Here is a 14,121-nt window from a genome sequence, read left to right as displayed (position 1 = left end):
GGGGGGCGGCACCTCGGGATTGAGCGAGGCCACGACGCCGGCACGGAAATCGAACGGCACCGGCAGCGGGCCGTACTCGGTGTTCGGCGGTGACACCGAGGACGTCGACCCGGGCTGTGCGGACTGCGCGGCCGCAGGCGCCGCGGCGCCGAGGACCAACCCCACCGACGCCGCCGCGCCCACGAGTGCCGCCGCGATCCGGCGTCCGCGCGGAAGGCGAGTCACACGCCCGTCTGGTCGCGCGATGGGCAAGTGAGCTGCCATGAGATCCCCTGGGTGTCTCGTCCGACGCGGCATGCCGCGATGGGTTCTCAGCAGACGCCAACACCGCTATGTGTGACCCGGGGGCACAGTGCCCCACCAGTTCTCGTGTCCCGCAGCGCCGCGGGTCGCCCTTCGGGAGCCCGCGACTAGTGGGGCACCGGGCATCCACCGCCGAGGCGATCGCGCGGCGTGATGGGGTGCGCGCCCAGGTCCGCCGGCCGGTAGCCGGTCGGGTATCCGGGATAGGTGCGGTTCTCGGTGCCCTCCGTGCCGTACGGCTTCCGCCGCACCGGGAACCAGCGGATGATCCGCGACCTGGCGCGGATGCCCGCATACGCGGCACGGCGCAGGGTTGGCGAGGGCGCCGGGAATCCGAAGGCACGCGCCATGTCGTCGTCGAGGATCGACTGGACACCCTTGCGGACGACCGGGCGCAGCGGCGCCGGGAACCACGAGCACATGAGGTCGAGCGTGTACCTGCCGATCTCGTTGTTGGTGTCGGCGTACCGGAACACGCGGGCCTCGTAGTCATCCCGCCAGCGCCGGAATTCGCCCATGTCCTCCGGGATGTCGGCGATGTTCATCCGCTGCCCCACCCCGCGATAGAAATGGAACGCGGCGAGCCGCTCGTTCGGGTGCAGGCGACGCCAGCCGTTGGCGTCGATCCACTCAAGCGGCTCGTAGATGAACGTCGACAGCACGTACAGCATGTCGTCATTCGTGATGTCGTACATCGCGTGCTGCCGGTTGATCACCCGCAGCGACTCCTTGCCGCGGCCCGAGTCCACACCATGCTCGACCAGTTCGGCCATGAGCAGCGCGGTGTCGTCGTAGCGCTGCTGGGGCTTGTCCCGGAAATTGCCCGCCTGCGACAGCACCGCCGACACCGACGGCACGCAGTACGTCCGGTACAGCGCCAACTCGAGCGCCCGCTGGTAGTCCCACGGGAACTCGTACGCGGCGGTGATGCGATGGATCTCCTCCGCATCGGCCACCGGATCGAGTGTCGCGACGAGATCCCGCCAATACCAGCGCCCCGGCTTGACCGGGATGGCCGACGTCAGTGGATGCTCGCGATCGGAATCGACCACGAGGTCCTCCGGGATCGGTCCGAAAACCCCGGGAAGGGTCCGCTTCCCGGTCGACGACGACGTCGTCGTCCTCTCCCCGGCCCTGCCGGGCGTGGTGGCGGTCATGCCTGGATCACATCTTTCCCTGAACGTTGGCGAGCATCCACTTGACGATCTTGATGTCGCGCGGCTTGCGGGTCATGGTCATGAGATTCAGCGGCGCGGAGAACTTCTCGACCGTGATCGCGCGCGGGCGGGCGAACTCGCGCAGGCCGTCGGCGCCGTGGATCCGGCCGAAGCCCGAGTCGCCCGAGCCGCCGAACGGCAGGGCCGCGATGCCCGCGAACGCGAGGAACGAGTTGACCGACACCATGCCGGCGTCGAGGTTCTCGGCCAGCGCGAGACCGCGCTTCTTGTTCCCGGTGAAGATCGCGCTGCCCAGGCCAAAGTTGACCGCGTTGGCCTTCTCGACGGCCTCCTCCAGGTCAGCCACCTTGTTGATCACCACGGTCGGGCCAAAGGTCTCCTCGGTGATCGCGGTGGAGTCCTCGGGCACGTCCACGAGCACGACCGGCTCGACGATCCGCTCGCCCACCGACTCCTCGCCGCCGACCACGGCCTTGCCGCCGCGGGCGATCGCGTCCTTGACGTGCCGGCGGATGATGTCGACCTGCGAGGGCAGGGTCATGGGGCCGTAGCTGGAGTTGATCGAGGTGCCCGGGGTCAGCGCGCGGACCTTCGCGGCGAACTTGTGGACGAACGCCTCGTGCACGTCCTGGTGCACGTAGATCCGCTCGACGCCGGCGCAGGTCTGGCCGGCGTTGCCCATCGCACCGAAGACCGTCTGGTCGACCGCCGCGTCCAGGTTCGCGTCCTTGTCCACGAGCACCGCGTCCTTGCCGCCACCCTCGATGACGACCGGGGTGAGGGACTCGGCACAGGCGGCCATGACCTTGCGGCCCGTCGCGGCCGAGCCGGTGAAGGCCAGCTTGTCGACCCCCGCCGTGCACAGCGCGGCACCGGTCGAGCCGTCGCCGGTGATGGTCTGGATGAGCGGCTGGGAGGCGCCGAGCGAATCCCACACCTCGGCGAGCCAGACGCCGACGCCCGGGGTGAGCTCACTGGGCTTGAAGACCACGGCGTTGCCGGCGGCCATCGCGTAGGACAGCGTGCCCATCGGCGTGAACACCGGGTAGTTCCACGGGCCGATCGCGCCGACCACGCCGAACGGCTGGTACTCGACGTACGCGGCCTGGTTGCTCATGAGCAGGCCGGCCGAGACCGGCCGACGACGCAGGACCTTGTTGGCGTTCTTGGCCGCCCACTCCAGGTGGCCGACCGCAAGCAGGACCTCGAGGGTCGCGTCCTCGTCCGGCTTGCCGGTCTCGGCCGAGATCAGCGCGGCCAGCTCGTCGGCGCGACAGGAGATGGCGCGCTTGTACTCGAGCAACCACTCGCGACGACCGCGCGGCCCCTGCGTGGCCCACCAGCGGGCGGCGGCGCGTGCGCGCTCGACGGCGAGGGCGACCTCCTCCGCGCCGGCGATCGGGTACTCGGCGAGCACGGTGCCGTCGCGCGGGTCCAGGCTGGCGAAGGTGGGGCCGGTCTTGCTCGGCTCGGTGGTGGTCATCGGAGGCCTCCCGTTTCAGATCACATATATTTGATGTAGCGTACGGTGATACCGGCCACAGTAGTCGACTGTGGCGGATCCCGACACCCCTATAGCAACGAAAGAGGCTCGACGTGTTCGACATCCTCACCGAAGAGCAGCGCGACTTCGCCAAGTCCATCGACGATTTCTGCGCGCGCGAGGTCGGCAGCGTCGAGAAGCGTGCCGAGCTGGCCAGCGAGGGCGGCACCCACTCCCCCGAGGTCTACGCCAAGATGGCCGACCTCGGCTGGCTCGGACTGACGATCCCCGAGCAGTACGGCGGCTCGGACGCCGGCGCCGTGGAACTCTGCGTCCTGCTGGAGCACTCCTTGAAGGGCCTGGCCCCCATCGGCGGGATCGGTCCCACCCTCATCACCGCCGCGGCCTACCAGAAGTTCGGTAGCGAGGAGCAGCGCAAGCGGGCCCTCGAGCTCACCGTCGGTGGTGGGACCCTGTCCATCTCGATGTCGGAGCCGGGCGCCGGGTCGGATGTGGCCGCCCTGAGGTGCAAAGCCGAATATGACGACGACGACAACACGTGGGTCATCAACGGCCAGAAGACCTGGTGCTCCAATGCCCACTTCGCGGACCGCATCCTGCTGGTCGCCCGTACCGATTCCTCGGGCAAGAAGCACGAGGGGATCACGATGTTCGACGTGCCCGCCGACATCGAGGGTTTGCAGATCACCGGCATCGACACCATGGGCGGCAAGGAGGTCAACGATCTCTACTTCACCGACGTGCGACTGCCCGCGGACGCCGTGGTGGGCGAGGTCGGCGGCGGCTGGCAGCAGCTCATGACCGGCCTCAACACCGAACGCCTCATCCTGGCCGCCATGCAGCTCGGCGTCGCCCAGCGCGCGTTCGACGACTGCCTGGCCTTCATCAAGGAGCGCGAGCAGTTCGGCCGGCCCGTCGGTTCCTTCCAGGTCATCCGCCACCGCATGGCCGACCTCGCCACCGAGATCGAGGCCACGCGCCTGCTCGTCTACGCGGTCGCCAAGAAGATCGACGACTCCGACCCCAACGCCCTGTTCCCGCGCGAGGCCTCCATGGTCAAGCTCAAGGCCACCGAGCTGAGCAAGCGTGTCACCCTCGAGTGCATGCAGTCGATGGGCGGCTACGGCTACGCCACCGAGTACGGCATGGAACGCCTGGTCCGGCAGGCCGTGGTCTCGCCGATCTACGGCGGCACCAACGAGGTCCAGCGCGACATCATCGGAAAGACGTACGGCCTGTGAGCGCCGGACGAGCTGCCGGAGGTCCGGCGAGCGGGGCGGGCGCGGCAGGCGCGGAGACCGCAGCAGCCGCCGAGCTCGCCGAGATCCGGGCCCTGGACACCGTGCCGTCCGACCGGGTCTCCGCCCTGTGGGACACCCTCGCCACGGCCCGGGTCGAGGACATCGCCGGCAGCCGCTGGCGTGGGACCGGGCTGGACACCGGGCATCCAATGTTCGGGATGCTCGGGAAAATGCGCTGGTGGGGCAAGGATTTCACGGACGCCCGCAAGGTCGACCCCATCCTGGTCACCGACGACTCCGGAAATGTAGCGCCCGATACCTCGGCGACCGGTGGCGGCGGAGCCGCGCTGTGGGAAGTCGTGTTCCGAGGTCGGGCGACTGCCTCGATGGTGTACGACAGGCTGCCGGTGATCGACCATTTCGTCGTCGTCGACACCGATGCCCAAGGGCGACCCACCACCCTCCTCGCCGTGATGAACGGACGCGGCACCATCTCCGAGGGCGAGCACTTCTGGTTTGTCCTCGACCGCGACGACTGACCCACTGCCCCACTGACCCGCTGACCCACCCACGTTTGGACGAGTTCAGTCGCGAAAATTTGAGCTTTCTCGCGACTGGATTCGTCCAAGCTATTCGTCCAAGCTTCATCGGCCCACGTGAGCTGGTTCGGATGCACCACGTGCCGGCCGCCCGCAGAATGGGCGCATGACTCCCGCTGCCGATCGCCCCATCCGCATCGCCGTCCAACTCCAGCCGCAGCACGCCCCCGACTACGGCCTGCTGCGCGACGCCGTGGCCCGGTCCGAGGACGCGGGCGTGGACGTGGTGTTCACCTGGGACCACTTCTATCCGCTTTACGGCGAGCCGGACGGCCCGCATTTCGAGTGTTGGTCGCTGCTCGCCGCCTGGGCCGAACAGACCGACCGCGTGGAGCTCGGCGCGCTCGTGACCTGCAATAGCTACCGCAATCCCGACCTGCTCGCCGACATGGCCCGCACCGTCGACCACATCTCCGGGGGGCGACTCATCCTAGGCCTGGGCAGCGGCTGGTTCGAGCGGGACTACACCGAGTACGGGTACGAGTTCGGCACCAAGGGCTCGCGGCTCGACGACCTCGGCGAATCGCTGGAACGCATCGACGCACGCCTTCGCAAGCTCAACCCGGCCCCCACCCGCGACATCCCTGTCCTGCTCGGCGGCGGCGGGGAGCGCAAGACACTGCGGCATGTGGCCCGGCACGCCGACATCTGGCATTCGTTCGTCGACGTGGAGACCTATCGGCACAAGTCGGCCGTTCTCGCCGAGCACTGCGCCGACGTGGGGCGCGACCCGTCCGAAATCGAACGCTCCACCGAGATCGGCGGCGCGGAATCCGCCGATGAGGCCCGCCGCAAGGCCGAGGCGCTGCACGACGAGGGCATCACGCTGTTCACCGTCGGCCTCAACGGCCCCGACTACCCGCTGGACCTGGTCGAATCGCTGGTGGCGTGGCGCGACGGCCGCTGAGTTCGGCCGGACTCCGGTCGGCGTGGCTCCCGCTGCCCCGGTTGCCGGACACGTCTATCCAGTTGCAAGACAGCAGGTGCGAAAGATCCTGAATTTTCGCAAAAATTGTCTGGCAACTTGAGACCGATGTCTTGCAACCGGGTGGGGAGTGGACGAGATGTCTTGCAACCGGGCGGGGAGGGCCTGCTCAGCCGCCCTTGACGGCGCGGTCGGCGCGGCGCCACGCGCGGTAGGTCAGCCAGGACAGGACGAGCATCGCCAGAAGCACCAGCGAGGCCAGCATCGACGGCCTGCCGGTGACGATCAGGCCGACGGCGTTGACCAGCGCCAGAACGGTGAACAGTCCGACGAATCCGCCGAGCATCTCTAGCCGCTGACGGGAGCCCAGTGCGTCGGCGCCGGAACGTGCCACCGGCGGCTCAGCTCTTCAGGCCGCCGGCGGTGAGGCCGGAGACGATGCGGCGCTGGAAGATCAACACCATGATCACGAGCGGGACGGTCACCAGGGAGCCGGCCGCCATGATCGCCGCATACGGCTGCGTGAAGGGGTCGTTGCCGGCGAAACGCGCGATGGCCACGGTCACCGGCTCCGTCGCCCGGCTCGACAGCTGGCTCGAGAGCATGAACTCGTTCCACGTCATGATGAACGCGAGGATCGCGGTGGTGAACAGCGCCGGCGCGGCCAGCGGCAAGATGATCTTGGTGAAGGCTTGGCCGCGGGTGGCGCCGTCGACGCGGGCCGCCTCCTCCAGCTCCCACGGCAGATCGTTGAAGAACGAGGTGAGCGTGTAGATGGTGAGCGGGAGCGCGAACGAGATGTTGGGGACGATCATCGCCTGGTAGGAACCGATCCAGCCGATGTCGGTGAACAGCTGGAACAGCGGGGTCAGTAGCGCGACGCCGGGGAACATGGATGCCGCGAGCACCACACCGGACACCAGGAACTTGCCGCGGAAGTCGACCCTGGCCAGCGCGTAGGCGGCGAACACGCCCAACAGGATCGCGGCACTCGTGGTGACAAGGCTGATGAGGACCGAGTTGCCGATCGCGGCGAGGAAGTCGTTGCCGCCGCTGGTGTCGAGGGCCTGCTTGAAGTTGTTCAGCGTCAGGTGGGTGGGGAACGGATTCTGCGAGAACGTGTGGACGTTGTCGCGGAACGCCGTGACGACCATCCAGTAGAACGGCGCGAGTCCCCAGATCAGGATGAACAGCGCACCGAGGTAGGTGCGGATCTGGGGCCACAGCGGAGGCTTGGGCGCCTTGAGCACCGGGGCGTCCGAGGCTGCCGGCGCGGAATGGGCGCCGTGGTCGCCGTGGGCAGGGCTGGCGGCGGGGTCGGCGGGGGCGCTCACCGGACTTCCTCCTTCTTGCCGGTTCGTTCTTCGACCACGTTGGCACCGAGCCACTTCACCATGACGAACGCGACGGCGAAGATGAGCAGGAACACGAGGGTCGACAACGCGGACGCACTGTTGGGCCCGGTTCGCATCTCGTTGACCACGAGTTGGGAGATGGTGGCGGTGGGCGAGCTGGAGTTGGGGCTGATGAGGATCACCGGCAGGTCGTACATGCGCAGCGCGTCGAGGGTGCGGAACAGGATCGCCACCATGAGCGCGGGCCGCACCAGCGGCAGGGTGATCTTGGTGAACTGCTGCCACTTGGTGGCGCCGTCGACGCGGGCCGCCTCGTAGACATCGCGCGGGATCATCTGTAGCCCGGCGAGGATCAGCAGGGCCATGAACGGCGTGGTCTTCCACACGTCGGCCAGGATCACGGCGACCTTGGAGTAGAAGGGGTCGGTGGTCCAGGAGATGTCGCGGCCGAGCAGCGAGTTGGCGATGCCCTCGGGGGCGAAGATGAACGCCCATAGCTTGGCGGTGACGGCGGTGGGGATCGCCCAGGGGACGAGCACCGCGGCGCGCAGGAGGGCGCGGCCCCAGATGTTGCGACCCATGATGACCGCCATCCAGAAACCGAGCACGGTCTCGATGGACACGGTCACCACGGTGAACATCGCGGTGTTGCGCATGGCGGGCCAGAAGTCGGTGGAGATGTTGCCGGGCGCGCAGGGCATGGTTCCGCCGGCCGGGCTCGAACAGGTCTGGGTCAGCCAGAAGATGTAGTGCTGGAGGGTGCCGAACTCACCGTCGGTGAACTTGCCGGTGTCCGGGTCGAGCCCGGGATCCCCGACGAACGACAGGTAGATGGCCCGCAGGATCGGGTAGCCGATGATGACGGCGAGGATGAGAAGCGGCGGCCCGACCATCCACACCGGCCGCCAGTCGAACTTCTTCTTGATGAGGACCGGGGGTTCGCCCGCCGGCGGCGGGGTGCCGGTAGCGGGATCCGGGCCCGTCAGGGTCTCCGGGCGCTTCGCGGTCATCGGCCCTCCTGAATGCTGTGGGGTGCAACGGGTGTGCGGGAAGCACGCCGACGACGAACCGGCCGGCACACGGGATCGTATACCCGTGCACCGGCCGGTCGACGACAGTGCCGCCGTGAGGCGGGCGAGCTCATCGGCTCACGGTCACCTCAGGGAGGTACGTGTCAGGATCCGGCCTGCTGGATGGCCGCGGCCATGTCAGTGGTGGCCTGGTCCACGGTCTTCTCGCCCTTGAGCGCAGCATGGGTGTTGTCCTGGACCGCCTTGGAGACCGCCGGGTAGTACGGGGTCACCGGGCGCGGCTTGGCGTTCTCGAGCGCCGCCTTCAGCGCGGTCATGTACGGGAACTCGGCCTGCAGTCCCTCGTCGTCGTAGATCTTGGACAGCACCGGCGGGAACGAGGCCTGGGCGAAGCCCATCTGGACCTCTTCGCTGATGATGAACTCGACGAAGTCGACGGCGGTCGCCTTGTTCTCGGAGAAGACGTTGATGGCGTTGTTGTAGCCACCCAGAGTCGAGGCACCGGCCCCGTCCGGGCCGAGGATCGGCGCGACGTTGAAGTTCTCCGCGACCTCGGGCTGGCCCTCGGTGCGGGCCTTGTCGTACATGTACGGCCAGTTGTAGGAGTACATGGTCTCACCGGCGAGGAAGCCGAGCGCGGTCTCCTCCTCGGAGAAGGCGTCGGACTTCTTGGCGATCACGTCGGACTCGTAGCCGTCGACGAGGGCCTGGAGGCCGGCGCGCGACTGCTCGGACTCGACCTCGGGGGTCGAGCCGTCCTCGCCCACAACGGCGCCGCCCCAGCTGTGGATGAACTGGCTGGCCGCGACCGTGGTCTGCTCGTCGAGCTTGAGCGGCATCTGGAGGCAGTCGACGTTGCGCTCGACCGCGACGTTGCACGAGTCGACGAGGGCCTGCCAGTTGGCGGGCGCCTCGGGCTGCATGTCGGTGCGGTAGTAGAGCAGCTGCGCGTTGGTGTTCTGCGGCACGGCGTAGAGGGTGCCGTTGTAGGTCGCCGAGTCGACGGCCGCCTGGATCAGTCCGGAGGTGTCGACGGAGGTGTCGCCCTCGATCGGCTGGATCCAGTCGTTGGCCGCAAAGTGCGCGGTGTCGGTGACGTCGAGGGCGAAGACGTCGTAGTCCCCGCTCTCCGCCGTCAGCGACTGGACGAGCACGTCACGCTGGGCGCCGGCGTCACCGGGCAGCTCGTGGAGGGTGACCTCTTCGTCCGGGTGGTCGGCGTTCCACTGCTCGATGAACGGCTTCAGCGTGGCGACGTCGTTCTTGCCCATCGCGAACGTGATCGGGCCGCGCGCCTCGGTGCCGGCCTCCGCCTGCTCGCCCGAGTCACCACTGTCGCTCGAACACGCCGTCACTGAGAGCGCGACGACCGAGGCGATCGCCGCTCCCTTGAAAATCCTGCCGAATCCGGCCATCTGAACTCTCCTACTGTCATGTCTCGACGTCCCCCCGACGCGTATCGGAGGAATCAGCGATCCGTCATCAATGTGACTCGGATCTCACTGAGGACCCGCTGAGCGTATCCCACACGCACCCGGCAGGTGGATCACCCCGCCGGGTTCCGAGGCGTTCCGTTGCCGGAGGTCGCTCGAGATTCAAATCACTTCAGTCACTCTAGCAACACTATTTATAAAGTCACGCCCATTAACCAACGACTTCCGCACTTTAATCAGTTAGGTTAGCCTGCCCTCATGGCAGCAAAGAGGCTCAAGCCCGACAACGCGACCACGATCCCCGTCACGCTGACCGCCCGCGAACGCATCAGCCCGTCGTTCCTCCGGCTCACCCTGACCGGCGAGAAGCTGGCGAACTACCAGGTCATGGGCGCGGATCAGTGGTTCCGGCTGTTCCTGCCCACGGAATCAGACGACCGGGCGAGCGGCCCCGCCGGCGAGGTGAAGACGCTGCCCGACATGGGCGTGCGCAGTATGGCCAGCTACGCGCTCTCGCCGCCTTCTCGTCGCCCGCTGATCCGCAACTACACCACCGCCGAGTTCCGTCCTGCCGATCCCGCCGCCGGTCGCGCCACCGCGGAACTCGACTTCGACGTGTACGTGGACGACTCCCACACCGGCCCGGGCCTGAGGTGGGCGCTCGACGCCGCACTCGGCTCGCCGGCCGCACTCCTGGACGAGGGTCGGCTCTACGCCCCGCCGGCCGGGTCCGCCGTCGAGCTGCTGGTCGGGGATGAATCCGCCCTGCCCGCCCTCGCGGGAGTACTGCGCGACGCCCCGCCGGAGCTCACCGGTGTCGTCGTCGTCGAAGTAAAAAACCAGGGGGACGTGCGAGACCTACCAGGACCCTCCGGCGTCGAGGTGGCCTGGGAAATAAGGGGCGATGACGACGACCCGGGCGCTCGCGCTGCCGCCCACGTCCGAGAGCGCGGCGTCCCGGACGGCCTGACCTACTCCTACCTGGCCGGCCCCTCCTCCATGGTGACCGGACTCCGGCGGTTCCTCGTCCGTGACTCGGGTGTGCCGAAGGACCTCGTCTCCTTCACCGGTTACTGGCGCTGAGCAGGCCGGGACGGCGGCCCGTCAGCGCAGGCGCTCGCCCGTGGCCGAGTCGAAGAACCGCACCTGGCGCTCCTTCGCGACGAGCCGGATGGCCTCGCCCTTGCGCGGGTGATCGGCGGACTCGGCGCGGTAGACGAGCGGATACCCGTCGGGCGAGGAACAGTGCAGGAAACTGTCCGCCCCCAGCTCCTCCACCAGGTCGACCACCGCGTGCATCCCCTCCTCGCCCTCACCGGCGAGCCGCAGGTGCTCCGGGCGGACGCCGACCGTGACCGTGCCCTGCGCCCCCGACGGGGCGGTGACGCGCAGGCCCTCGAGGGCCACCATCCCGCCGGCCACCGGAGCGTCGAAAAGGTTCATCGCCGGCGAGCCGATGAAGCCCGCCACGAAGGCGTTGACCGGGTTCTCGTACAGCTCACGCGGCGCCGCGACCTGCTGGAGACAGCCGTCCCGCAGGACCGCCACCCGGTCTCCCATCGTCATGGCCTCGACCTGGTCGTGGGTCACGTAGATCATCGTGGTGTGCAGCTCGCGCTGCAGCTTGGCGATCTGGGCGCGCGTGGCCACCCGCAGCTTGGCGTCGAGGTTGGACAGCGGCTCATCCATGAGGAAGACCTGCGGGTTCCGCACGATCGCCCGGCCCATCGCCACGCGCTGACGCTGGCCGCCCGAGAGCTCCTTGGGCTTGCGGTCCAGGTAGGGCATCAGGTCGAGCATCTCGGCGGCCTTGTCGACCCGCTCGGCGATCTCGGCCTTGGGCTTCTTGGCCAATTTCAGCGCGAAGCCCATGTTCTCCCGGACCGTGTAGTGCGGGTACAGCGCGTAGTTCTGAAACACCATCGCGATGTCCCGGTCCTTGGGCTCGCGACCGGTGACGTCCTGGTCGCCGATCTTGATCCGGCCCTGCGTGACCGGCTCCAGGCCGGCGAGCGACCGCAGGATCGTGGACTTGCCACAGCCCGACGGGCCGACGAGCACCAGGAACTCGCCCTCGGCGATGTGCAGGTCCAACCCGTCCACGCTGGGGCGAGTCGCCCCCGGGTAGACGATGGACACGTTCTCGAAACTGACTCCGGACACGGCTTGTCACTTTCCCTTCACCGGCAGGAACGTGCCGGACGATCCGAAATTGAGGGTCAACACAGGTGACTGTAGCGACCGACCGACAAGTTCACCCGCACTGCGCCCGCAGTTCATCCGGACGTGGCCGCAACTCACCCGGCAGGACGTCCGGACTTTCTACGGTCACAGCGTTCGCAAAGGTTCAGATACTTTCAGGGAGAATGCATGTCGATCCGCAGCCTGCTGCCGCTGACCACGTCGGGAGGTGCTGAGGCGGGAATCTCCAACCGTCAGCACATCACTTGTGTCTACAAGTGTGGAGACGCGTGTTCCGCGCCGATCCCCAACACCACCGACAACCCGTACTTCGGTGACATCGCCACCGAGATCAGCCGCCGCGGCGCCCTCAAGGCCGCCGGCGTCATGGCACTGGCCGTCGGCGCCACCCAGGTCATGCCCTCCATGGCCGCGGCGCAGAGCTCGGGCGCCGGCGCTCTCGACGGCGGATCGCTCGGCGGCAACGCGGACGGCATCACCACCGACTTCACCCCTGTCCGTCCCAACACCGCGGACGCCGTGACCGTCCCCGAGGGCTACTCCAGCGACGTCGTGATCCGCTGGGGCGACCCGGTGATCCAGGGTGCGCCCGAGTTCGACTTCGAGAACCAGACCGCCGCCAAGCAGGCCCAGCAGTACGGCTTCAACTGCGACCTCGCCGTGATGTTCCCGATGGATGACCGCGACGAACGCTTCCTCTACATCGCGAACCACGAGTACACGACCGAGCCGTCGATGTTCCGCGGCTACGACGAGGCCAACCCCACCCGCGAGCAGGTCGAGATCGCCTGGGCCGCACACGGTCTGTCCGTGGTGGAGCTGGCCAGCCGCGCGAACGACGGCGGCCTGGACCCGGTCCTGGGCTCCTACAATCGCCGCATCACCGCGCTGACCAAGTTCGAGCTGCGCGGCCCGGCCGTGGGCGCGCTGACCCGCACCAACGCCGACCCGACCGGCTCGGACGTCAAGGGCACCCTGAATAACTGCGCCGGCGGCCACACCCCGTGGGGCACCGTGCTGTCCGGTGAGGAGAACTTCAACCAGTACTTCGGCACCGCCGACACCATCACCGACGCCGACACGCTCGAGCAGTTCCGGCGTTACGGGATCTCGGCCGAGCCGTCCGGCCGTCTGTGGGAGAACTTCGACGACCGCTTCGACCTGGCCAAGGAGCCGAACGAGGTCAACCGCTTCGGCTACGTCGTGGAGATCGACCCGTGGAACCCCAACTCCACCCCGGTCAAGCACTCGGCGATGGGCCGCTTCAAGCACGAGGGCGCCACCGTCCACGTCACTGCCGACGGCACCGTGGTCGCCTACTCCGGTGACGATGAGCGCTTCGACTACCTGTACAAGTTCGTCTCCAGCCGCAAAATCGTCCCCGGCAACTCGGCCAGCGCGCGCGCCGAGAACATGAAGATCCTCGACGAGGGCACCCTCTACGTGGCCACCTTCTCGGGCAACTCCCCGGCCACCGAGATCGACGGCTCGGGCACCCTGCCCTCCGACGGCGCCTTCGACGGCGGCGGGACCTGGCTCCCGCTGATGACTGTCGCGGCCGACGGCAAGGCCGTCTCCCATGTGGACGGCATGACCCCGGAACAGGTCGCGGTGCACACCCGCATGGCCGGCGACAAGGTGGGTGCCACCAAGATGGACCGCCCCGAGGACGTGGAGCCCAGCCCCACCACCGGCAAGGTCTACATGGCGCTGACCAACAACACCCAGCGCGGTACCAACGGCAAGGCTGCCGCCGACGAGGCCAACCCGCGCCACAACAACAAGCACGGTCAGGTCGTGGAGATCTCCGACGACCACTCGGGCACGACGTTCGGCTGGAACCTGCTGCTCGTGTGCGGCAACCCGGAGGCCGCCGACAGCTACTTCGGCGGATTCGACAAGTCCAAGGTCAGCCCCATCTCCTGCCCGGACAACGTGGCGTTCGGCCCGAACGGCAGCCTGTGGGTCTCCACCGACGGCAACGCGCTCGGCTTCAACGACGGCCTCTACTACGTCGCCACCGAGGCCCCGAACCGCGGCGAGACCAAGCTGTTCCTCACCGTGCCGATCGGCGCCGAGACGTGTGGCCCGCTGGTGACCGCCGGCCGCGTCCTGGTCAACGTCCAGCACCCGGGCGAGAAGGACGGCGCCACGATCGAGAACCCGGCCTCGCACTGGCCCGACGGTGGCTCCTCGCAGCCGCGTCCGTCGACGGTCGTGGCCTGGAAGAACGGCTTCTCCGGCGGGTCCGGCTCGCTGGGCGGCCTGCTGCCGTCGGGCTCGCTCGGTTCCTGACGCGACGCACGGCGCAGCTCCCCGGCGCAGCTCCCCGGCCCGGCCCGCCCCGACC

Annotated in this window: 12 protein-coding genes and 1 pseudogene; 5 read left to right on the top strand and 8 right to left on the bottom strand. The window is 68.2% G+C overall.

Annotated elements, in window-relative coordinates; genetic code table 11:
• The 3 genes and pseudogenes from G6016_RS05920 to G6016_RS05910 form a co-directional block, all read right to left on the bottom strand.
• Positions 1-225 (bottom strand): annotated as a pseudogene (locus G6016_RS05920) (hypothetical protein); the annotation flags it as partial.
• A gap of 185 nt (positions 226-410) precedes the next feature.
• Positions 411-1,460, bottom strand: a complete 1,050-nt coding sequence (locus G6016_RS05915; RefSeq protein WP_182631759.1) for an oxygenase MpaB family protein — start codon at positions 1,458-1,460, stop codon at positions 411-413.
• A gap of 7 nt (positions 1,461-1,467) precedes the next feature.
• Complete coding sequence (locus G6016_RS05910; RefSeq protein ID WP_182631758.1) at positions 1,468-2,964, bottom strand: aldehyde dehydrogenase family protein; 1,497 nt, start codon at positions 2,962-2,964, stop codon at positions 1,468-1,470.
• Positions 2,965-3,077: 113 nt separating this feature from the next.
• Between G6016_RS05910 and G6016_RS05905 the strand changes: the two genes are divergently transcribed.
• The 3 genes from G6016_RS05905 (at position 3,078) to G6016_RS05895 (ending at position 5,732) form a co-directional block, all read left to right on the top strand.
• On the top strand, positions 3,078-4,226 hold the full coding sequence (locus G6016_RS05905; protein WP_182631757.1) for an acyl-CoA dehydrogenase family protein: 1,149 nt from the start codon (positions 3,078-3,080) through the stop codon (positions 4,224-4,226).
• Positions 4,223-4,765 (top strand): GXWXG domain-containing protein, encoded by a 543-nt coding sequence (locus G6016_RS05900; RefSeq protein ID WP_182631756.1) that lies wholly within the window; start codon positions 4,223-4,225, stop codon positions 4,763-4,765. The genes G6016_RS05905 and G6016_RS05900 overlap by 4 nt, the downstream gene beginning before the upstream one ends.
• A 166-nt stretch (positions 4,766-4,931) precedes the next feature.
• The gene (locus G6016_RS05895) at positions 4,932-5,732 is read left to right on the top strand and encodes an LLM class F420-dependent oxidoreductase (RefSeq protein ID WP_182631755.1); all 801 of its coding nucleotides are present in this window, start codon (positions 4,932-4,934) and stop codon (positions 5,730-5,732) included.
• A 187-nt stretch (positions 5,733-5,919) separates the two neighbouring features.
• Here G6016_RS05895 and G6016_RS05890 read toward each other — a convergent pair whose 3' ends face one another.
• The 4 genes from G6016_RS05890 to G6016_RS05875 form a co-directional block, all read right to left on the bottom strand.
• Positions 5,920-6,144, bottom strand: a complete 225-nt coding sequence (locus G6016_RS05890) for a hypothetical protein (RefSeq protein WP_182631754.1) — start codon at positions 6,142-6,144, stop codon at positions 5,920-5,922.
• A gap of 7 nt (positions 6,145-6,151) precedes the next feature.
• On the bottom strand, positions 6,152-7,000 hold the full coding sequence (locus tag G6016_RS05885; protein WP_338403536.1) for a carbohydrate ABC transporter permease: 849 nt from the start codon (positions 6,998-7,000) through the stop codon (positions 6,152-6,154).
• 80 nt (positions 7,001-7,080) lie between these two features.
• The gene (locus G6016_RS05880) at positions 7,081-7,998 is read right to left on the bottom strand and encodes a carbohydrate ABC transporter permease (protein WP_241729814.1); all 918 of its coding nucleotides are present in this window, start codon (positions 7,996-7,998) and stop codon (positions 7,081-7,083) included.
• A gap of 281 nt (positions 7,999-8,279) precedes the next feature.
• Positions 8,280-9,551, bottom strand: a complete 1,272-nt coding sequence (locus G6016_RS05875) for an ABC transporter substrate-binding protein (RefSeq protein ID WP_182631751.1) — start codon at positions 9,549-9,551, stop codon at positions 8,280-8,282.
• A gap of 276 nt (positions 9,552-9,827) precedes the next feature.
• Here G6016_RS05875 and G6016_RS05870 point away from each other — a divergent pair, with 276 nt between their 5' ends.
• Entirely contained in the window at positions 9,828-10,652 is an 825-nt protein-coding gene (locus G6016_RS05870; protein ID WP_182631750.1) for a siderophore-interacting protein, read from the top strand.
• A gap of 21 nt (positions 10,653-10,673) precedes the next feature.
• Here the strand turns inward: G6016_RS05870 and G6016_RS05865 are convergent, their stop codons facing one another.
• Positions 10,674-11,732 (bottom strand): sn-glycerol-3-phosphate ABC transporter ATP-binding protein UgpC, encoded by a 1,059-nt coding sequence (locus G6016_RS05865; protein ID WP_182631749.1) that lies wholly within the window; start codon positions 11,730-11,732, stop codon positions 10,674-10,676.
• 207 nt (positions 11,733-11,939) lie between these two features.
• Here G6016_RS05865 and G6016_RS05860 point away from each other — a divergent pair, with 207 nt between their 5' ends.
• Positions 11,940-14,066, top strand: coding sequence for a PhoX family protein (locus tag G6016_RS05860; RefSeq protein WP_182631748.1), 2,127 nt, complete (start codon positions 11,940-11,942; stop codon positions 14,064-14,066).
• Positions 14,067-14,121: the final 55 nt, after the last annotated feature.

This window comes from Dietzia aerolata (assembly GCF_014144865.1).
Lineage (GTDB): Bacteria > Actinomycetota > Actinomycetes > Mycobacteriales > Mycobacteriaceae > Dietzia > Dietzia aerolata.
This window is presented reverse-complemented; position numbering and strand designations above follow the sequence as displayed.

Excerpts from the sequence above, each read along its gene's own strand:
- G6016_RS05860 (WP_182631748.1), top strand. The coding sequence starts at position 11,940 with ATGTCGATCCGCAGCCTGCTGCCGCTGACCACGTCGGGAGGTGCTGAG.
- G6016_RS05875 (WP_182631751.1), bottom strand. The coding sequence starts at position 9,551 with ATGGCCGGATTCGGCAGGATTTTCAAGGGAGCGGCGATCGCCTCGGTC.
- G6016_RS05910 (WP_182631758.1), bottom strand. The coding sequence starts at position 2,964 with ATGACCACCACCGAGCCGAGCAAGACCGGCCCCACCTTCGCCAGCCTG.
- G6016_RS05895 (WP_182631755.1), top strand. The coding sequence starts at position 4,932 with ATGACTCCCGCTGCCGATCGCCCCATCCGCATCGCCGTCCAACTCCAG.
- G6016_RS05915 (WP_182631759.1), bottom strand. The coding sequence starts at position 1,460 with ATGACCGCCACCACGCCCGGCAGGGCCGGGGAGAGGACGACGACGTCG.
- G6016_RS05880 (WP_241729814.1), bottom strand. The coding sequence starts at position 7,998 with ATGGTCGGGCCGCCGCTTCTCATCCTCGCCGTCATCATCGGCTACCCG.
- G6016_RS05870 (WP_182631750.1), top strand. The coding sequence starts at position 9,828 with ATGGCAGCAAAGAGGCTCAAGCCCGACAACGCGACCACGATCCCCGTC.